We start from the raw sequence: 18,585 nt of genomic DNA, 5'->3' as shown, positions 1-18,585 counted from the left end.
GGCGGCCCTTGGCGTCGCCGGGGACTTTCCTACTGCACATTTCAGGAGACACACACCCATGACATTCCTGTTTGCCGCCTATGTCCTCATCTGGCCATTGCTGACCCTTGGCGTACTCGCCGTGATCTGCGGCGCCGTGGTGCGTGACAGTCGTCGCGCTCGCCAGGAGCACCGCGAGCTGGTCTGACCTTGCCTACACATAGAACAGCTACGGAAAGGCCCGCCCCGAGATGCTCGAGGCGGGCCTTTCCGTAGCTGTCGGGTCAACCGGATCCACTCAGGCCACCCGATGGGCAAATGTCATGACCAGCAGACTCAGCAGTCGGTGGGCGATGACGGTTGGCGCTCGCCAGGCACGAGCATATCATCGTCGCAACGCAGGATGACCGCGACACGAGGACGAACCACATGGACATGATGAGCAGCATGAAAGGACTCGCCGGCGGCGTCCTGATCGGTCTCTCGGCAGTGATGCTGATGGCCTTTCTGGGACGTATCGCCGGTATCAGTGGCATCACGCGGAGCGCGCTGCTGGAATCAGGCCCGGACCGCCGCTGGCGTATCGCCTTCGTGCTCGGGTTGATCAGCGGCCCGCTGCTCCTTGTGCTGTTCAATCTTGACTGGGGCAATGTGGCCGAGGGCACGGATGCGCTGATCGGCGATCCCACCAGCGGGGTGCTGAGCATGATGTTCGCCGGCCTGCTGGTGGGCATGGGAACAGGCATCGGCGGCGGCTGTACCAGTGGCCACGGCGTCTGCGGCATCGCGCGTCTCTCCCCGCGCTCGCTGGTGGCCACGGGGGTGTTCGTGGCCATCGCCATGCTGACGGTCTTCGTGACCCGACATCTGCTGGGAGAGTCACCATGAAAGCTGTCACCGGCTTCATCACCGGGCTGGTCTTCAGCCTCGGCCTGACACTCAGCGGCATGACCGACCCCGCGCGTGTCGTCGGCTTTCTCGACGTGGCCGGAGACTGGGACCCCACGCTGATCTTCGTGCTTGGCGGGGCAGTCATCACCACCTTCCTCGGTTATCGCCTCGCCTGGCGACGCAGCACTCCCCTGTTGGGTGAGCGCTTCCAACTGCCTACGCGCCGCGATATCGATGGCCGCCTGCTGCTCGGCGCGGCCCTGTTCGGTACCGGATGGGGCCTGAGCGGATACTGCCCCGGGCCTGCCATCGTCTCCAGCAGCGCCATGAGTCTGCCATTGGCGGGTTTTCTACTGACGATGCTACTGGGCTGGTGGCTGGCCACGCGCCTGACTCGCACTCACTGATCCGAGCGCCACGCAAGAGAAAATCCTTGCATGAGAAACGCCCGCCGAATGGCGGGCGTTTCTCATGTAAGGCGAGTCACCACGACCACACGACGCCCTTTCTCTCAAGGGACCTCATTGCGATGATCTCGCTGATCAACAGCCCCGTGGGTCGTGTGCTGGATGAAGTCACATCCACATGAAGCGTCGAAAAGCCAAAAAAAGCCCGCCAATGGCGGGCAGGGAATGTCGGGACAGGACATTCAGGACAGGAAAGCGTTTGAGCAAGGGTTCTGCCATTGACGACGAGTGCGGTCTTGCGTTCGGGTCAAAACACTTGCTCAAGCGTTCTTCTCTCTCACGAGTTGTTCTCTGGAGCACTGACCATCAGGAGACAACGTGATGGTCAGTGGGTCCATTCAGCAACTGATAGAGGTAGGTCGATGGCATATCGGCGTCCTTGGCTGTCTTGCAGAGTCGGGGACTATTGCGTTGCCGCGAGCGGTTACGCGCTCTCGTTCAAGGCATGTTCGACGCGTGTGGCAGAGACACTCTTGCCGGCATCGTTGGCGTAATCCGCCGAATCGCTTGCCAGTGCACGGGTGGTGCCCTGGATGCCGGCGTTGCTGATGGATGTCTGGACGCGGCTGGCAGCGACACTCATGCCGGTTTTCACGACATCATCATGGTGCAGTGTGGCTTGGTGAGTGACCGGCTGTGCCTGACCCATGATCACGCGATCACTGAGGGTGGCACGTACGCGGGCATCGGCTTCGCTGTCATTGGCAGAGGCCAGGCCAGTGGCGGCAACGGACAATGCGGCAATGGCGAATAGAGACTTGAGAGATTGCATGGGGGTTCTCCTATTGAAAAAGGTCATGTCAGTGCAGACAACTGGCCTGCAAGCGCCTGACGCAGACATCGGGCGTCTCAGACGTTGACGTCGCTCACGGCGTGACGAACACGGGTGCCGGCAACGCTATCGCCTGAATCATTGGCGACATCGAATTCCTGCAGGTGGATGGAGCGGTCATGTCCACGGATCTCGTCGTCACCGGAGGCAATCTGGAAACGGCCTGCAGAAGTGCTCATGCCGGTTTCCGCGAAGGTCGCCTGGCCTGTCGGTGCCTGCTGAGCGGCACCATGGATGACACTTTCACTGACGTTGTGCTGGACACGCTGGGCGGCCGGGCTGTCATCAGCCGCAAAGGTGGCGGTGCTCACGGTGGCGAGAGCGGCGGCGGCGATCAGGGTCTTGATAGTGTTCATGATGATTTCCTCGATGAAGATGATGTGATGATCAGGCCTGGAAATGCAGGCCAGGGATAACGGTCAATCAGACGTTGCTGTCGCTCAGGGCGTGCTGAACGCGGGTAGCGGCGACACTCTTGCCAGCGTCATTGTCGAAGGCCTGTTCACGGCTGGCGGTAGCGCTGCCGTGCCCTTCAATGGACGACTGGGTCAGGGCAGTCTCGACACGACCTGCCGCGACGCTCTTGCCGGTTTCCGCGAAGGTGGCCTGAGCCGTCGGGGCCTGCTGGGCGGTGCCGACGACGACGTCCTGGCTGACGGACTGCTGGACACGCTGGGCAGCCGGGCTGTCATCCGCCGCGAAGGTGGCGGTGCTCACGGTGGCGAGAGCGGCGGCGGCGATCAGGGTCTTGATAGTGTTCATGATGATTTCCTCGATGAAGATGAAGTGATGATCAGACCTGGAATGCAGGTCGGGGATGACGGTCAATCAGACGTTGCTGTCGCTAAGGGCGTGCTGAACGCGGGTAGCGGCGACACTCTTGCCAGCGTCATTGTCGAAGGCCTGTTCACGGCTGGCGGTAGCGCTGCCGTGCCCTTCAATGGAGGACTGGGTCAGGGCGGTCTCGACACGACCTGCCGCGACGCTCTTGCCGGTTTCCGCGAAGGTGGCCTGAGCCGTCGGTGCCTGCTGGGCGGTGCCGACGACGACGTCCTGGCTGACAGACTGCTGGACACGCTGGGCGGCCGGACTGTCATCCGCCGCGAAGGTGGCGGTGCTGACGGTGGCGAGAGCGGCGGCGGCGATCAGGGTCTTGATAGTGTTCATGATGATTTCCTCGATGAAGATGAAGTGATGATCAGTCTTGGAAATGCAGGTCAGGGATGATGGTCAATCAGACGTTGCTGTCGCTCAGGGCGTGCTGAACGCGGGTCGCGGCGACGCTCTTGCCAGCGTCATTGTCGAAGACCTGTTCACGACTGGCGTTAGCGCTGCCTTGCCCTTCAATGGAGGACTGGGTCAGGGCGGTCTCGACACGACCTGCCGCGACGCTCTTGCCGGTTTCCGCGAAGGTGGCCTGTGCCGTCGGGGCCTGCTGGGCGGTGCCGACGACGACGTCCTGGCTGACGGACTGCTGGACACGCTGGGCGGCCGGGCTGTCATCAGCCGCGAAGGTGGCGGTGCTGACGGTGGCGAGAGCGGCGGCGGCGATCAGAGTCTTGAGATTCAGAGTTTTCATTGGGTTTTCCTTTCTATGTCCTGGGCAATATTGCCCTTGTGATGTCGTATGCAGTCTTGGCTGCATCCGTCTAGCTTGTTAACAGACTAATGATTATTGCGCTATCACACTAGCCGTGCTGCTGGCAGCTCACTGTTTCCATCAAAGAACCAGATTGCGTTGCCTGGGCATTGCCCTGCTCCTGAGGAGTGTTGGTGAACCTCAAGAGGTACAACCTTCAACCCTCTTCTGCATCACTTCTGTACAACCTTGAAGGTGCGGACATCCCATGATCGAGAGCGGATCAAATGCTTGGCACTGTCCAGGACACTGCCGTATGACGTTTAAACTTTGGTCGCAATCATCAGAAAGACATTCATCAGCAACTTGTCCTCTTACCCTGCTGAAACCCTCACCGTTGTGCTTGATGAGTATTACGCTTGAGCAAACGGGTTGGATGCATGCCATCTTCAAAAAAGTCGCAGGCGTCTTGACAGGTGCCTGCCGTCGACCAGATCCAGACTGCCGTTTCATGCCATGTGGAGTGAGCGCATTGTGGACGAATCCCGCATCGGCACATATCCCCCCACTGGAACAGCATTGATTCCACTGACGAACCAATAAAAGCCTGTATTGAACGTCTGGTCAGGCAGCAGTCTACGACTTTGGTAATAACCGCAGCGTTATCAATCGCTTACGAAACCCTCTGATGTTGTCCTCGGATCGCCCACTTGAGGCATGCCCTCACCTTTGCGCTACCGACGTTTCGTGACAGCCGGCAAAAAGGCATCGTCAGACACGAAAACGCGGGGCAATCCAAGGATTGCCCCGCGTTCAGTCAGCTAGCGTTGCGCGTATCTCAATAGCCCGGGTATTTCTCCCAGACCCACCGCTCGTCCTTGCCACCCCCGTCGGTATAGAGCTCCCAGCGAGCGCAATCGTGCAGGTCCTGGGCGACCTCGCCGATGACCTCTCGCAGTTCAAGCGGCTCCAGCCAATCAGCAGGTATCGCCTCTTCTCCCCATTGCGCCCCGAGCAGGTTGCCCGTGATGGCCCCCGTGGAATCCGAATCCCCATCATGATTGACCGCGATCTGGATCGCGGAGCGGAAATCCCGCGCGGTGAGTGCGCAATACACGGACATCGCCAGGGCCTCTTCCGCGATCCATCCCAACCCCAGCATCCTGACAGCCACCTGCGGCGCAGTGTCGGACTCGGCAAGCTCGCAGGCTTGCTTCAGGGCCTGCATGGTCTCTTCGCAGCCTGATTTGCGCTCGAGAATGCGCATGGCGTGCGCAAGTGCCTGTGCCATCGAGTCACCCGCCACCAGGCATTGGGTCATCACCGCCAGCACGCCGCCCGTCAGCTGACCGGTCACGTGGCCATGGGTCAGCGCGCAGACCTCTTCCCCGAGCGCGAAGCACATCTCATGGGAGGCCCCCATCACATGCGCGAACAAGCCGACGGGTGCCACGCGCATCACACCCCCACAGCCCTTGCTGTCGTTCTGCGCGGTGTCACTGTAGGTGCGCACCTGCTTGAGCGCGGACAGACACGTCATGCCCGGGGCGCGGCGCGAATGCAGTGCCGGCTGCTTGATCAACCAGCCACTGTCCAGCCATTCCTGTTCCGTTGCCTTTTGCTTGCGTTCCCCTTGGGTGTACAGCCAACGTTCATAGGCACTGTTGACCAGGCTACCTTGCGTCGTGATGCCTCTCAGACAGCCGCGCACGTGGCTACGCAACAGACCCTCGGCGGTAAACAGTGTCATCTGCGTATCATCGGTAATCCGCCCCAGCCCGCCATAGGCCGGTGCGTAATCGCGTATTCCTTCACTTCCGAAGCGCGCCTGGATCTCCTCGTGCGACAGGAACTCCACTGCCGCCCCCAGCGCATCTCCCACCGCACCACCCAACAGGCAACCCCGAAACCGCGATATCGTCTCAAGCGTCATGTCCCTTTCCCCTTCAATGGCCATCAAGATGGCATCAACGACCCTCAACACGGCTTACGCTAGCAGCAACGGCACCTTTGCGGAAAAACGCCCACATCCGGTGGTGCACATAATCAGGCAGAACTGGATAGGCCCCCAGTATCGGTGAGCACTGAGGATGACAGCGACGACGATGGACACCTTATATAGAAGAACGGCCGCCCAGGGGCGGCCGTTCTTCTTGCGGCAGTCATGACCTCATGCCCTCATGACGTCCTGCCGCGTGCCTGTCAGCGATGACTCGGCTGCTCGGCGCAGGCAAATTCTCAGGAGGCAAGCTCGAGGATGTCGTCATACAGCGCCCGGGAGAGTGTGACGCCCTCCTCCAGATGCTTCTGGCGAGCCTGATAGCGACGCTCGGAGGAAAGACGCGCGCCCTGCTGCTTGACCAGGTCGAACAGCCGTTCAGAGCGCAGCATGTGCTGCTGGGGGCTGCCCCCCGTGAGACGCGCCGGGTCCATCGCGATGATCATCTCCCCATGATACGGCAGGCTGCCCTTGCCTTGATCATGCTCGCTGGATTCGATACTGAGCATGTCACCGATCAGCGGCCCTGCGATCAGCTCGATCATGATCGCCAGCGCAGAGCCCTTGTGCTCACCGAACGGCAGCATCGCGCCATGATCCAGCACCTCGGCCGGGTCACGGGACGGCGTACCGTCTCGATCAACCCCCCAGCCCAGCGGAATCTCGTCCCCCTGACGACGATGCAGCTCGATATCGCCACGTGCGATGGCACTGGTCGCGAAGTCGAACACGTAGGGATTGCCATCCCCGCGCGGCCAGCCGAAGGCAATGGGGTTGGTGCCCAGCAGGGGCTGGCTGCCTCCATGCGGCGCCATGTACGACTGGGTCGGGTTGCAGGCGATGGCTACCAGCCCTTCCCGCGTCAGCCGCTCGATCTCGACCCACAATGCCGTGCCATGCACGCAATGGTTGATGGCCAGAATGGCAATCCCATTGGCTCTCGCCTTGCTGAGCAACTCAGGCACGCCCTGCTGGAAGGCCAGCGATGAGAAACCACCCTTGGCATCCACCTTGACGACGGAGGGCGCCGTATCCTCGACCACCGGCACGGCGTCCGGCACCACTCCTCCATTGTTCAGCGTGGCCACGAACCCCATCAGGCGATAGAGCCCATGGGAGCGACAGCCATCCATCTCGGCCGCGACCAGCGCATCACTCATGGCCTCGACATTCGATTCGCTGAAGCCATGGCGTGTCAGCACCTTGTGGCATAGCGAGGTGAGCGCCTCTCGATCGAGATTGATGTCCATTTCAGTATCTTCGTGCTTTGCATCACTCATGCGAACGCGTTCCTTTTCGATAAGGCGACCATCATTTCCAGGACGGCCCGCTGATGGCATCAGGCAACCACAGCGCAAGCCCCGGGAATGTGAGAATCAACGCCAGTACCACCAGCTGCAGGACGATGAAAGGCACGACCCCCTTGTACATGTGCTTGAGCGTCACTTCGGCAGGCGTGATGGCGCGTAGATAGAAGATGGAGGGGGCAAGCGGCGGGGTCAGATAGCTCGTCTGCATCACGATGAGGAAGGCCACGCAGAACCAGATCTCATCAAACCCGAGCAGACCGATGACCGGCATGGCCACGGGGATGACGATCAGCACCACCGAGATCATGTCGAGCACGAAACCGGCCAGGAAGGCGATCAGCAGGATGGCACCGAGAATGAACCATGGGCTCATGCCGGTATCCAGCAGCAGCGACTGAACGGTCGCCATGCCACCGGAGGCGAAGAAGACACCGGCGAACATGTTGCCACCCAGCACGATCAGCAGAATCATGGCGGTGATGTTGAGCGTGCGTATCGCGGCATTCCACAGGATGGACAGCGTGAGGTTGCGATAGCCCAGCGCCAGCAAGACAGAGCCTAGTGCACCACAGGCTGCCGCTTCCGTCGGCGTGGCGATGCCCATCAGAATCGTGCCCAACACCACCATGATCAGACTCATGGTCGGCAGCAATGCACTCAGGGTGATGGTGAGCAGCTTGCCCCAGCCCGGATGTTGCTCATCTTCTTTCAGTCGCGGCGCAAGCGCAGGCTTCAGGGCGCAGACCACGACGATATAGACGAGGAACAACAGCGCCATCAGAAGCCCCGGAATCAGCAGACCACTGAACAGTGACCCGACGGAGACACCCGCGACAGGCCCGAGAATGACCACGGTAATGGAAGGCGGAATCGCCGTGCCCAATGAGCCACTGGCGCAGATGGTGCCGGAGATGAGTGACTTGTCATACTGATGCTTGAGCATGACCGGCACTGCCAGCATGCCGATCACTGCCTCGGTCGCCCCGACGACGCCGCTGGCAGCCGCGAAGATGGTCCCCATGATGACCGCACCGACCCCCAGCCCACCCGGCAACCGGCGCGTCCACAGATGGATGGCACCGAACAGCCGCTCGGCGATGCCGGAATTCTCGAGCATCGCGCCCATGAAGATGAACAATGGTACGGCCGCCAGAATGGAGTTGGACGCCGTGTCTTCGATCTTGGTCAACAACTGATAGGCAGCGGCATCACCGAACTGGGCGACGCCGAAGACCGTCGCGACGACGATCATCGAGAAGGCGATCGGGAAGCCGAGCACGATCAGCGCGATGAGGGCCGGGAACATGATCAGGGCAAGGAAATCGCTCATGAGGACACCTCCGCGCCATGATCATGGCCCAGCAACGTGCTCCAGAGTTTGAACATCTCCGCGATCACCTGCAGCGTCAGATAGACAAAGCCCAGCCACCACACCCCGAAGACTGGCCAGATCACCGGATTCCAGGCCGAGCGACCAGAGCGCTCATTGCTGGAGAAGGCCTCGATCGCATAGAACGAAAGCTCCCAGACCAGCCAGCCCAGTACGGGGAGCAATACGCCATAACAGGCCAGATGCACCCCGGCTTTCAGACGTGGCGAAAAATTCTGACTCAACACATCCACACTGACGTGCTGGCCCACGCGAAGTGCATTCGCCATGCCAAACATGAAGATGGCGCCCATCACCATGTAGCTGACCTCGAACGCCCACAGGGTGGGCCTTCCCAGCACATAGCGACTGAAGACCTCATAGACCAGCGCAAGCACCAGCGGCAGTATCAGGACAGCCCCCAGATACCCCGCCCAACGGGTTTGACGCTCAATGGCATCGACTATTTTCATGACAACCTACCGAATGACAGCCAGGGGGAAGCACAGGCAAGGGCCTTGCCTGTGCCGGAAACGTCAGTTCCTGCGGGGTTCAGCGCCCCATTTCCCCGATCGGCAGACGGTAATCCTGCCAGGTGGTCATGCTGTCCTTGAAGGCACGTTGTGACTCGAGCACGCGCGCGAACCACTCGTTCTCACCCGCCTTCTCATCTTCCCAGGCACGTGTCTCTTCGTAGATGGCATCGATGAAGGATTGATCCAGCTGCACGATTTCGTTGGGCCCCTCTTCCAGCTCCTTGAAGGCCTTGAGGTCGGCATAGGAGCTGTCGAGCCAGGATTCGAACACGCTCAACTTGCCGGCAAGACGCAACTGACTCTGCTGGGCTTCGCTCAGGCCATCCCAGGCATCGACATTCACTTCGCACTCGAGGATGCCACCGGACTGGTGGACGCCGGGCAGGATGACGTACTGCGCCACGTCCTGGAAGCCGGTCGGCTTGTTGAGCTCCGGGCTGCCCCACTCCGCGGCATCGATGACGCCACGATCCAGCGCCGTGTAGATGTCACTGCCCGCCATCACCACGGTAGAGGCCCCCAGGCGCGAGGCGATTTCCGCCCAGGCACCGGATGTTCTCAGTCTCAGTCCCTGGAAGTCTTCCAGCGTCTGTACCTTCTTGCTTGAGTGCAGGAATATCTCGGTGCCCAGGGTGGAGCACGGGAAGGCCACGACTCCGAAGACTTCACGACGGAACGCTTCATAGAGCTCGACACCGCCACCCTCGTACATCCACAACATGAACTCTTCCGGCGTCAGGCCACTGGAGTGCCCAGCCAACAGCGCCGCCGTCGGGTCAGTCCCGTAGTCATAGTTGATGTAGTTGTGGCTGACCTGCGCGACACCGGACTTCACGGTATTGGTCACGCGCAGCGCGCCACCCAGCGTACCGCCCGGGAACACCTGAATGCTCACGTCACCATTGGTCAGCTCATTGGCATAATCGGCAAACGTCTTGGCATCTCGCTCAAGCCAGGGGCCGCCCCCCCAGGGGGTTGCCATCTTCCACTCGATATCGGCGGCCTGGGTGGTCGAGGTGACCAGCAGACCGGCTGCGATGCCCATGCCGAGCACATTTTTCGTGAGGCTATGCATTCTTGTTTTCCTCGTATTGTTCCAGTCGAAGGTGATTCCGTCTCTGAGCGTCTTGCACCGCAGTACGGGCATCCCCCATCTCACGATGCCCGCGATCACACATTCTCTCGCTGGAAGACCTCCACCGGGCGCGACATGACGTCTACGAAGGCGAGCAGATCCACCACCAGCAATTTCACTTCAGGAACCAGAGTTGCATATACGCAACATTGCGTCAAATGTGAATATTGGCTCGACATTTTGCACGAGGAAGCTCTAAATGAACCCTATCAAGACCTACGAGCACGCCGCTTCCCCATGACTCGGCACGCGGTGGCAAGCGCTTTTCAGCCGACAGGCGCTGCGCACTGACAACGCTCAAGGACCCGACAATTGCAGACGATCACGATGGAGCACGCTGACATGACATCTCACCAGGAAACGCCGATCGCTCTGAAGCATAGAGAACGCAAGGCAGGCGCCATTGGTGACAACCTCAAGGCGCTACGCAAGGAGAAGGGACTGACCATCGCGGCCGTGGCCAGCGCGTCAGGAATCTCGGCGGCCAGCGTGTCGAGAATCGAGAATGGACGTATCTCACCGACCTTCGAGGCGATCGTGAATCTCGCCAAGGGCCTGAAGGTGGATGTCAGCGAGCTGTTCTATCACACGGAAGACACGTCATTTCGGGGGTGGCTCGCCCTGACGCGAGCGCAGGAGGGAGACGTCATCGAGACGCCCAACTACCGGTATCGGCCGCTTTGCAACAATGTGGCGTCCAAGGAGTACATGGTATTGGAGACCACGGTGCTCAATCGCAGTCTCGAGGAATTCGGCGGCCTGCAGAAACACTCCGGCCAGGAACAGATCATCGTGACCAGCGGCGAGGTGACCGTCTGGACCGAGCTTTACGACCCCATCCATCTCAAGGTCGGCGATAGCCTGGCCTTCGACAGCACCCTCGGACACGCCATCACTTACAACGGCGACACCCCGGCGACCATGACCTGGGTATGCAGCGCCTACGCCTGAAGCCACTGCCGGCAAACGGCGCATGCAAAAAGGGCCTCATGAGAGGCCCTTTTCTTGAAGCTGGCTTGAGCAGCCGAGAACAACGATCCGAGTGATCAGCGATTGAGAATGATGGCAGTGATCGCGCCACCCGCCACAGCTGCCAGCACATAACGCCCATCGATGTTCAACCACCGATGTCCGCGCGGCGGCTTGGACAGGTGACGGTGATGCCAGTCCTTTACCCAATAACGCTGATCGGAATAATAGTGACGCGGCAGGTGGTCGCCACGACGCCAATGATGATCACGGCGCGCCTCGTGGCGGCGTTCTTGATGCTTGTGATGTTTCTTGTAGTGCTTCTTGTGATGGTGCTTGTCGTGATGACCATGTCCATGGCCATGACCACGATCATGCGGCCCGGCCTGCGCCAGGGGAGCGCCCATCAGGGAAACGATCATCATCAGAATGGTCAGTGTGCGTGTTCGCATGGCTGGCCTCCTCGCAGTGCCCCGCCGCCCTGTCGGCGCCGGGTGTCAATAAGGGCATTTCCTGATTAGGAAACAGTGTTGCATAACCTTATCGACATCCCGAGGAGGCCGCAAGATGTCTCAATTTTCCCGATCTTTGTCGTTATTTTGTGCATATTACGTCGCCTGGTGACGAAGTTGATGTCGCTTCTACCCAACACCCTGCTGCCTTGCACCATCTCTCTCGGTGAGCGGTCACGGTACCGCCATGCCTGTCTTGCGCACTTCGCTCGCTCCTCCATTGCCTCCCCCATTGCCTCCTCAGTGCCCGAGTACCTGCCAGAAAATCGATAGCGAGTCATGCACCACATTGGTTCACCCAAACCATGCTCGACTCGATCTCTCATCACCTTCTCTATAGGCAGGTTTCGCCAGGACACCAGGTTTCCATCGCCGGACAGAGCGTGAGAACGGAAAAATCCACTTTGCTGAATCGTGTCATTGACACCGACATTTCCCCGTAACCCCACGTTTCATGCGGCCTTCAGCCCCAACGAGACCAGAATCTCCGAGATCACCCGAGGACATAGCCCAAAGTTCAAGCACGCGGGCTTTGCGTTTTGATGACCATTCATCGATCATTTGCACCACACCTGAGTCATTTGATCGATAAAAGACGATCTACCCCTGTCATCGCCGATAGGAACGCCAAGGCGGCTGCGTGACACCTCGGGTAGGAGCAGCAAGACAAGCCGTAAAAAAACAGGAGCCAATCATGGCCAGTACTGCGCCAGATTTGGATCGGCAGATCGCCCATATGGACGACGAGCTACTGCCGGTACCACGTCACAAACTGCACCGGTGGCCGCACTTTGCCGGTCTCTATGCCGCCGAGCACGTTGCCGCGACCGAGTTCGTCATCGGTGCCACCTTCGTGGCACTCGGTGCCGGTATCTGGGATATCCTGCTGGGCCTGCTGATCGGTAATGGCCTCGCAGTGCTCAGCTTCTGGTTGATCACGACGCCAATCGCGATCGAGACCCGTCTGAGCCTCTTCACCTATCTTCACCGTATTGCCGGTGATTCGATGTCACGGCTCTACAACTGGGCCAACGTGATCATATTCACCGCCATCTCGGCGGCCATGATCACCGTTTCCGCCACGGCGGTCAGGCTGCTGTTCGACATTCCGGCCCAGACCCAGTCCTACCCCACCAGCTTCGAGTTCATCCTGCTGGCACTGGCCGTTGCCGCCATCGTGGTACTGGTTGCCGTCTATGGCTTCAATGCCCTGACCGAATTCGCCAGCATCTGTGCTCCCTGGCTGATGTTGATGTTCACCGTCGGCGGCATGGTGCTGCTGCCGGAACTGACCGAATCCGTCACCGGCGAGACCACTCTTGACAGCTTCGCCACCTTGATCGAAGTCGGTGGCAGTACGGTATTCACCGGAGTCAACTCGCAAGGTGAAGCCGGAATCGGCATCTGGGAAGTCATCGGCTTCGCCTGGGCGGCCAACACCTTCTCTCACTTCGGTCTGATCGACATGGCGCTGCTGCGCTATGCCAAGCGCATGCGCTCCGGCCTTGCGACCAGCACCGGCATGATGTTCGGCCACTATATCGCCTGGATCTCCGCCGGCCTGATGGGCGCGGCCACCGCAGCCGTCGCCGGTATCAGCATCGATGTACTGGAACCGGGCGAAGTGGCGTTGCACGCCCTTGGCGCCGCTGGCTTCGTGATCGTGGTCGTCGCAGGCTGGACCACCGCCAACGCCAACCTGTACCGCGCAGGCCTTGCCGCCCAGTCGGCGATGCCGAACCTGTCGCGCAACAAGGCGACGCTGGCCGTGGGTATCTGCGTTGCCGTGCTCAGCTGCTTCCCGTTCGTCTATCGCAGCATGCTGCCGCTGCTGACCTATGCGGGTCTGGTGCTGGTGCCGGTCGGCGGGATCATCTTCGCTGAGCATCACCTGTTCCCGAAACTCGGCTTCAGCCGTTACTGGGCGCGCTACAAGGGCGTGAAGCACAACACGCCGGCACTGGCGACCTGGGCGCTGTCACTGATCTTCGGCTTTGGCCTCGAGATGGTCGACGTGATCCCGTTCTACTACCTGTTCCTGCCGACCTGGTTCGTCTCCATCATCCTCTACACCCTGATGGCCAGATCTGCCGGTGCTGCCGCCTCCTACCCGAAAGCCGAAGCGGCCGAGCGGGAATTCCAGGAGCGTGTCGAAGCCCTGCACGCCAAGCAGGCCGAGACCACCAACCATGCACCGGTCAAGGACACTTCGGGTTTGACCAAGGCCATCAGGGCCGTCTGGATGGTGCTGGGCCTGGCGGTGCCGATGGTCCTCGCACTGCGCGTGCTATTCGGTAGCCCGGACCTGGCCAGCTACGAAGCGAATCGTGAGATGTTCTATGACGTGACCATCTGGTCGACGATCATCTACTTCATCTTCGCGTACTGGGAGCTGCAGCGCAGCAAGGCGCTGTTCAACAAGCAGTCCCCGAAGCAAGCGGCCACCGCTAGCTGAGTCGGCAGGGGCTCGCCCCCTGCCATGCCAGCGGCGAAGGAAGCCTGAATCACACGGTTACCTTCGCCGCTGGCCGTTACGACCTACCCTTTCTTTACCCATCTCGACTCGACCGCGACACGCGGCAGGAGACCTCCCCATGACCCGTCTCTCCAATGCCAGTCTGACTCAGCTGGACGCCAAGGTAGCCACTCCGAACTATGACCGCACTGCGGTCAGCGCCGGTATCGTCCACTTCGGCGTGGGCGGTTTCCATCGTGCGCACCAGGCCATGTACCTCGACGAGCTGATGAATCAGGGCAAGGCGCTGGACTGGGGCATCGTCGGCGTCGGCGTGATGCCGGGCGACCGCCGCATGCAGGAAGCCCTGGCCTCGCAGGACCACCTCTACACCGTGGTACTCAAGCACCCCGACGGCAACTATGAGCCGCGCGTGGTGGGGTCCATCATCGATTACCGCTTTGCCCCGGACTCCCCGGATGCCGTCATCGAGCTGATGGCCGACCCGGCAATCCGCATCGTCTCGCTGACCGTCACCGAAGGTGGCTACAACTTCCACCCGGTCACCGGCGAATTCAATCTCGAGAACGCCGACGTCCAGCACGACCTGGCCAACCCGGGGGAGGCCAAGACCAGCTTCGGCCTGATCACCGAAGCCCTGGCACGTCGTCGCGAGCGTGGCGTCGCCCCGTTCACCGTGATGTCCTGTGACAACATCGAAGGCAACGGCAACGTCGCTCACAAGATGTTCACTGCCTACGCGCGTGCGCGTGATGCAGAACTGGCGGCATGGATCGAAGCCGAAGTACCCTTCCCCAACTCCATGGTCGACCGCATCACGCCGGTGACCACGCCGGCTGACATCGAAGAGCTGTCCTCACGTTTCGGCGTAGAAGACGCCTGGCCGGTGGTCTGCGAGCCCTTCACCCAGTGGGTGCTGGAAGACCACTTCGCCAATGGCCGCCCGGCCTTTGAAGATGCCGGCGTGCAGCCGGTGGAAGATGTCGAGCCCTATGAGCTGATGAAGCTGCGTCTGCTCAACGCCGGTCACCAAGCGCTGTGCTACTTCGGCTACCTGGCCGGCTATCGCTACGCCCATGAAGCCTGCAACGACCCGCTGATCGTCGACTTCCTGCTCGGCTACATGAATGAGGAAGCTCGTTCGACGCTGGCCCAGCTGCCGGGTATCGATCTCGACGCCCATTGCCGCACGCTGATCGAGCGTTTCGCCAACCCGGAAGTCAAGGACACCCTCGCGCGTCTGTGCGCCGAGACCTCCGACCGCATTCCGAAGTTCCTGATCCCGGTGGCACACGCACAGCTCAAGACCGACGGCGAACTGCGTCGTACCGCAGCCGTCGTGGCCAGCTGGGCACGTTATGCAGAAGGCGTGGATGAGCAAGGCGAGACCATCGACGTGGTCGATCCGCTGAAGGACGAGCTGATGGAGCGTGCCAGCCGTCAGCGCGAAGAGCCGACTGCCTTCCTGGACAACCGTGAACTGTTCGGTGATCTGGTCGATCAGCCGCGCTTCCGCGACGCCTACCTGGTAGCGCTGAAGAGCCTGCACGACAACGGCGCGCGCGCCACGCTGGAAATGCTGGTGGCAGACGCCAAGTAAGCTTCACGCGAAGTGAATTGGCCTGTGGGGGATGACGAGACTGCCATCCCCCACAAGCGCCAGCAGAAAGACAAAAGCGAGACAGGCAGCCGCCTGTCTTGCTTTTTTGTGGGCTTGGGCCTCAGGTCATTGCCACAGCTTTAGCATGACCACCATATCGATACCGAACTCAAGACCCACCTGGCATCGCGAACCACTGGTGAACATTGCAGCCATTGGTCTAGCACCGAGAACAGTTCACCATGAAGTCCTCAAGCAAGGCGCAGAAAAGGCCGGGCTTTTCATGATGCGCGTTGTGACCAGCCCCGGGGATCACCGCCAGCTGTGCTTCGGGAATTCCTTGAAAAAGCGCTAGCTCCTGAGAGATGGGATATGCGCGATCCTTGTCACCCCAGATTACCAACGTTGGCATTTCATGCGTTTCGAGATAGCCAACACCTCTCCACTCCTCCATTGCTGCAAGACCGCCAAGCACAGTCACGGTTCGCGCTTTTCTCGCAATGGCAAGCGACGTCTCGTACCAGACATCCTTACTGCCTTGTACATACCAGTTCGACACGATGAAAGAGACTGTCCCATCGGTACCATTGTCCGAGATCTTGCGACGAGACTCATGAATGGGCTCAAAACGCCCAGGTAGCTCTCCCTCTGGCCCCGTTCCGTAAAGAACCAATGCCGCAATACGCTCGGGGATAAGATGTGCCATCTCCTGAACGATCATTCCTCCCATCGAATGCCCCAGTAGGCGAAACCGCTCTACTCCCATACTATCTAACTCGGAAATGACCCAGTGTGCGAACTCCGTAATACTATGGATGGATGGCTCATGGCTACGTTTGCCAAACCCAGGCAGATCAATGGCGATTAGACGCCGCCTCGAGGCCAGTTGCTCATCGACTGAGCACCAATATTCACTGCTGCTGAGAAACCCATGAACCAGTACCAAGGGAACTTCATCGTTGGTAACCCGAACGTCATGCGTCATTTCATCACCTCAGGCAACCAAAGCGCGATATCAGGAATGACCAGTAGTCCTATTACGAGCAATACCAGCGCAGCAATGAATGGTAGTGACCCCATCACGACATCCCAGACAGTTACATCATCTTTTGCCAAGCCCTGTATCACGTACAGGTTCAGCCCTACTGGAGGAGTCAATACAGCGATCTCCATGATGACCGTATAGACGACACCGAACCAGATCAGATCGAACCCTGCTGCGTGGATCAACGGGAAGATGGTGGGCAGGGTAATAAATGTCATGGACACCGGCTCGAGGAACATCCCCAAGATAATATACACAACGATCACTACCGCTAGAATGACATAGGGGGAGAGCTCCATCGCGGTAATCATGGCCGTCAATTCATCTGGAATTCGATAGTATGTCACCACGAAACCAAATAACGTTCCTGCCGACAATAACAGCCCCAGATACCCCATGGTCAACATGGTGCGCTTCAGTGCCTCTACAAATCCGACAAAAGTCAGCCCTCCAAAGCAGGCCGTAAGCACACAGGTCACGACGGCAGCTACCGCAGCGGCTTCCGTGGGTGTCGCCATGCCAGTATAGATAGACGCGATCACGATGAACCCGATCAAGCCAATGGTCGTCAATGTAATGACAATACGCTTCTTGGGTAACTTTTCCGCGCCATCTGCGCTGGGGACATGCTCTCGCTTCACTCGAGACCAGACAAAGACGATGACGACAAACAGGGAGGTGAGAATGATGCCCGGGACAATGCCCGCGATAAAAAGGTTGCCAATCGACTGATCCGTGACGATGCCGTAATAGATCATGATCAAGCTAGGGGGAAGCAATACACTCAGGGTACCGCCAGCCGCCAGAATACCGCTCGCCAGACGCCGGTCGTACTGCAGCCTCAGCATTTCAGAAAGCGCTACTCCGCCAATGGTCAGAGACCCTACCATGCTGGAGCCTGATACTGCGCCAAACCCGGCACAGGCGCCGATACTTCCGTAAGCAGCCGACCCTCGTACATTCACTCCACTATGCAAAAAATGGTAGAGATCAGCACCGATTCTCGATCGGCCTATCAGCTCTCCCAGAAAAACGAATAGCGGAATCGCCAACAGAATATAATTGACCCAGACACCCCAAAGCTGAAGCTCACTGCTGATGATAGAGCTATGAAAGCTTTGAATGCTCCAGAGAAATGGTAGCGCAGCGCCCGCGAGCGCGAAGGGAATGGGGACACCGATGCTGACCAACCCCATCAAGAGTACAAACAGACCGATACCTACCGTATACCATTCCATATTCACCTCCCACTCCGGTAGTTTTCAGCCCGAGCGTCCTGATTGAAATGCTGAATGATTCGATGAGCGACGCAACAGCAGAAGGCCACCATCGCAAGCAGTACAGGCATCCAGAAGAACACTTTCGGCCACAGCAGGATTTCAGAAGCCGCGCCGGATTCAAGAGTACGCAAGGTGGCAGACCAGGAGACGAACATCAGCCAGAGACCAATCAATGCAATGATCAGCAGGTTGAAGGCTTGCACCCAATGACGTACACGGTGAGGCAGCACATCCAATAGCATGGTGACCTTGGGATAAGCATCACGCCGGAAGGCATACGCCAGGCCCGCAAAGGCAACAGGAAAGAGAAGCAAAGCTGTGGCCTCGGTGACCATTCTATCGGGCGCGCCCAGCACATAACGTGTAAACACCCCCCAGCTCATCCATATGGCTTGCAGCAATATGATGCTGCCACCGCCCAGAGCGCAGACCAGTGCAGCCCGATCCAGCAGTAATTCAGCACGAGAGACAGTGTTGTTTGACATACCTATTCCTCCCATCGGCCAAGATGGTGAGCTCTTGCAGAAAGTCCTGGCGTTACTTGTCATGCTTTTGACAGCAACACTGACATCCCGGCAACACAGCGTGTTCATTGACTACCGGGAT

20 protein-coding genes are annotated in these 18,585 nt (G+C 59.5%); 6 read left to right on the top strand and 14 right to left on the bottom strand.

Annotated elements, in window-relative coordinates; all coding sequences use genetic code 11:
- Positions 1–58 precede the first annotated feature (58 nt).
- The 3 genes from ACZYGA_RS13000 to ACZYGA_RS12990 all read left to right on the top strand — a co-directional run bounded on the left by ACZYGA_RS13000 (position 59) and on the right by ACZYGA_RS12990 (position 1,277).
- Complete coding sequence (locus tag ACZYGA_RS13000) at positions 59–187, top strand: putative transporter small subunit (RefSeq protein WP_218024758.1); 129 nt, start codon at positions 59–61, stop codon at positions 185–187.
- Positions 188–366: 179 nt separating this feature from the next.
- Positions 367–867, top strand: coding sequence for a YeeE/YedE family protein (locus ACZYGA_RS12995; RefSeq protein ID WP_404627003.1), 501 nt, complete (start codon positions 367–369; stop codon positions 865–867).
- A complete protein-coding gene (locus ACZYGA_RS12990) occupies positions 864–1,277 on the top strand; it encodes a DUF6691 family protein (protein WP_404626945.1) in 414 nt (137 codons plus the stop codon). Before ACZYGA_RS12995 ends, ACZYGA_RS12990 begins: the two co-directional genes overlap by 4 nt.
- Before the next feature lie 484 nt (positions 1,278–1,761).
- On the opposite strand, the gene ACZYGA_RS12985 is transcribed toward ACZYGA_RS12990, so the two are convergent.
- The 10 genes from ACZYGA_RS12985 to ACZYGA_RS12940 all read right to left on the bottom strand — a co-directional run bounded on the left by ACZYGA_RS12985 (position 1,762) and on the right by ACZYGA_RS12940 (position 10,037).
- Positions 1,762–2,109: a hypothetical protein gene (locus tag ACZYGA_RS12985; protein WP_479399303.1), complete on the bottom strand. Its 348-nt coding sequence runs from the start codon at positions 2,107–2,109 to the stop codon at positions 1,762–1,764.
- Positions 2,110–2,186: 77 nt separating this feature from the next.
- Positions 2,187–2,525 carry a hypothetical protein gene (locus tag ACZYGA_RS12980; protein ID WP_341542903.1) on the bottom strand — a complete coding sequence of 113 codons (339 nt, stop codon included), beginning with the start codon at positions 2,523–2,525 and terminating at the stop codon, positions 2,187–2,189.
- Between the two features lie 67 nt (positions 2,526–2,592).
- Complete coding sequence (locus ACZYGA_RS12975) at positions 2,593–2,931, bottom strand: hypothetical protein (RefSeq protein WP_077377132.1); 339 nt, start codon at positions 2,929–2,931, stop codon at positions 2,593–2,595.
- Between the two features lie 66 nt (positions 2,932–2,997).
- Positions 2,998–3,336: a hypothetical protein gene (locus ACZYGA_RS12970; protein ID WP_077377132.1), complete on the bottom strand. Its 339-nt coding sequence runs from the start codon at positions 3,334–3,336 to the stop codon at positions 2,998–3,000.
- Between the two features lie 67 nt (positions 3,337–3,403).
- On the bottom strand, positions 3,404–3,748 hold the full coding sequence (locus ACZYGA_RS12965; protein WP_479399301.1) for a hypothetical protein: 345 nt from the start codon (positions 3,746–3,748) through the stop codon (positions 3,404–3,406).
- 838 nt (positions 3,749–4,586) lie between these two features.
- A complete protein-coding gene (locus tag ACZYGA_RS12960; RefSeq protein WP_404626939.1) occupies positions 4,587–5,681 on the bottom strand; it encodes an ADP-ribosylglycohydrolase family protein in 1,095 nt (364 codons plus the stop codon).
- Between the two features lie 305 nt (positions 5,682–5,986).
- Positions 5,987–7,027, bottom strand: coding sequence for an Ldh family oxidoreductase (locus ACZYGA_RS12955; RefSeq protein WP_255303005.1), 1,041 nt, complete (start codon positions 7,025–7,027; stop codon positions 5,987–5,989).
- 31 nt (positions 7,028–7,058) lie between these two features.
- Positions 7,059–8,387 (bottom strand): TRAP transporter large permease, encoded by a 1,329-nt coding sequence (locus tag ACZYGA_RS12950; protein WP_084208862.1) that lies wholly within the window; start codon positions 8,385–8,387, stop codon positions 7,059–7,061.
- Positions 8,384–8,899: a TRAP transporter small permease subunit gene (locus ACZYGA_RS12945; protein ID WP_084208863.1), complete on the bottom strand. Its 516-nt coding sequence runs from the start codon at positions 8,897–8,899 to the stop codon at positions 8,384–8,386. Before ACZYGA_RS12945 ends, ACZYGA_RS12950 begins: the two co-directional genes overlap by 4 nt.
- Positions 8,900–8,978: 79 nt before the next feature.
- On the bottom strand, positions 8,979–10,037 hold the full coding sequence (locus tag ACZYGA_RS12940; protein ID WP_191236868.1) for a type 2 periplasmic-binding domain-containing protein: 1,059 nt from the start codon (positions 10,035–10,037) through the stop codon (positions 8,979–8,981).
- A gap of 402 nt (positions 10,038–10,439) precedes the next feature.
- Here ACZYGA_RS12940 and ACZYGA_RS12935 point away from each other — a divergent pair, with 402 nt between their 5' ends.
- On the top strand, positions 10,440–11,048 hold the full coding sequence (locus tag ACZYGA_RS12935) for a helix-turn-helix domain-containing protein (protein ID WP_176502569.1): 609 nt from the start codon (positions 10,440–10,442) through the stop codon (positions 11,046–11,048).
- A gap of 95 nt (positions 11,049–11,143) precedes the next feature.
- Here ACZYGA_RS12935 and ACZYGA_RS12930 read toward each other — a convergent pair whose 3' ends face one another.
- Positions 11,144–11,518: an RcnB family protein gene (locus ACZYGA_RS12930; RefSeq protein WP_084208865.1), complete on the bottom strand. Its 375-nt coding sequence runs from the start codon at positions 11,516–11,518 to the stop codon at positions 11,144–11,146.
- Positions 11,519–12,272: 754 nt separating this feature from the next.
- Between ACZYGA_RS12930 and ACZYGA_RS12925 the strand changes: the two genes are divergently transcribed.
- The gene (locus ACZYGA_RS12925; protein ID WP_404626935.1) at positions 12,273–14,033 is read left to right on the top strand and encodes a purine-cytosine permease family protein; all 1,761 of its coding nucleotides are present in this window, start codon (positions 12,273–12,275) and stop codon (positions 14,031–14,033) included.
- A gap of 139 nt (positions 14,034–14,172) precedes the next feature.
- Positions 14,173–15,654 carry a mannitol dehydrogenase family protein gene (locus tag ACZYGA_RS12920; RefSeq protein WP_479399299.1) on the top strand — a complete coding sequence of 494 codons (1,482 nt, stop codon included), beginning with the start codon at positions 14,173–14,175 and terminating at the stop codon, positions 15,652–15,654.
- 220 nt (positions 15,655–15,874) lie between these two features.
- On the opposite strand, the gene ACZYGA_RS12915 is transcribed toward ACZYGA_RS12920, so the two are convergent.
- Genes ACZYGA_RS12915 through ACZYGA_RS12905 form a run of 3 tightly spaced genes read right to left on the bottom strand, consistent with a single transcriptional unit; the run spans position 15,875 to position 18,464 of the window.
- Entirely contained in the window at positions 15,875–16,639 is a 765-nt protein-coding gene (locus ACZYGA_RS12915; protein ID WP_479399297.1) for an alpha/beta fold hydrolase, read from the bottom strand.
- A complete protein-coding gene (locus ACZYGA_RS12910; RefSeq protein WP_479399360.1) occupies positions 16,636–17,937 on the bottom strand; it encodes a TRAP transporter large permease in 1,302 nt (433 codons plus the stop codon). The genes ACZYGA_RS12915 and ACZYGA_RS12910 overlap by 4 nt, the downstream gene beginning before the upstream one ends.
- Before the next feature lie 2 nt (positions 17,938–17,939).
- Positions 17,940–18,464 carry a TRAP transporter small permease gene (locus ACZYGA_RS12905; RefSeq protein ID WP_479399295.1) on the bottom strand — a complete coding sequence of 175 codons (525 nt, stop codon included), beginning with the start codon at positions 18,462–18,464 and terminating at the stop codon, positions 17,940–17,942.
- Positions 18,465–18,585: the final 121 nt, after the last annotated feature.

It is taken from the genome of Cobetia sp. BL01 (genome assembly GCF_056493605.1).
Note: the sequence above shows the minus strand (reverse complement) of the source record. Positions and strands in the feature narration are given on the sequence as shown.

Coding starts and splice junctions, on each gene's coding strand:
- ACZYGA_RS13000 (WP_218024758.1), top strand. CDS start 59: ATGACATTCCTGTTTGCCGCCTATGTCCTCATCTGGCCATTGCTGACC.
- ACZYGA_RS12990 (WP_404626945.1), top strand. CDS start 864: ATGAAAGCTGTCACCGGCTTCATCACCGGGCTGGTCTTCAGCCTCGGC.
- ACZYGA_RS12985 (WP_479399303.1), bottom strand. CDS start 2,109: ATGCAATCTCTCAAGTCTCTATTCGCCATTGCCGCATTGTCCGTTGCC.
- ACZYGA_RS12980 (WP_341542903.1), bottom strand. CDS start 2,525: ATGAACACTATCAAGACCCTGATCGCCGCCGCCGCTCTCGCCACCGTG.
- ACZYGA_RS12975 (WP_077377132.1), bottom strand. CDS start 2,931: ATGAACACTATCAAGACCCTGATCGCCGCCGCCGCTCTCGCCACCGTG.
- ACZYGA_RS12970 (WP_077377132.1), bottom strand. CDS start 3,336: ATGAACACTATCAAGACCCTGATCGCCGCCGCCGCTCTCGCCACCGTC.
- ACZYGA_RS12965 (WP_479399301.1), bottom strand. CDS start 3,748: ATGAAAACTCTGAATCTCAAGACTCTGATCGCCGCCGCCGCTCTCGCC.
- ACZYGA_RS12960 (WP_404626939.1), bottom strand. CDS start 5,681: ATGACGCTTGAGACGATATCGCGGTTTCGGGGTTGCCTGTTGGGTGGT.
- ACZYGA_RS12955 (WP_255303005.1), bottom strand. CDS start 7,027: ATGAGTGATGCAAAGCACGAAGATACTGAAATGGACATCAATCTCGAT.
- ACZYGA_RS12950 (WP_084208862.1), bottom strand. CDS start 8,387: ATGAGCGATTTCCTTGCCCTGATCATGTTCCCGGCCCTCATCGCGCTG.
- ACZYGA_RS12945 (WP_084208863.1), bottom strand. CDS start 8,899: ATGAAAATAGTCGATGCCATTGAGCGTCAAACCCGTTGGGCGGGGTAT.
- ACZYGA_RS12940 (WP_191236868.1), bottom strand. CDS start 10,037: ATGCATAGCCTCACGAAAAATGTGCTCGGCATGGGCATCGCAGCCGGT.
- ACZYGA_RS12935 (WP_176502569.1), top strand. CDS start 10,440: ATGACATCTCACCAGGAAACGCCGATCGCTCTGAAGCATAGAGAACGC.
- ACZYGA_RS12930 (WP_084208865.1), bottom strand. CDS start 11,518: ATGCGAACACGCACACTGACCATTCTGATGATGATCGTTTCCCTGATG.
- ACZYGA_RS12925 (WP_404626935.1), top strand. CDS start 12,273: ATGGCCAGTACTGCGCCAGATTTGGATCGGCAGATCGCCCATATGGAC.
- ACZYGA_RS12920 (WP_479399299.1), top strand. CDS start 14,173: ATGACCCGTCTCTCCAATGCCAGTCTGACTCAGCTGGACGCCAAGGTA.
- ACZYGA_RS12915 (WP_479399297.1), bottom strand. CDS start 16,639: ATGACGCATGACGTTCGGGTTACCAACGATGAAGTTCCCTTGGTACTG.
- ACZYGA_RS12910 (WP_479399360.1), bottom strand. CDS start 17,937: ATGGAATGGTATACGGTAGGTATCGGTCTGTTTGTACTCTTGATGGGG.
- ACZYGA_RS12905 (WP_479399295.1), bottom strand. CDS start 18,464: ATGTCAAACAACACTGTCTCTCGTGCTGAATTACTGCTGGATCGGGCT.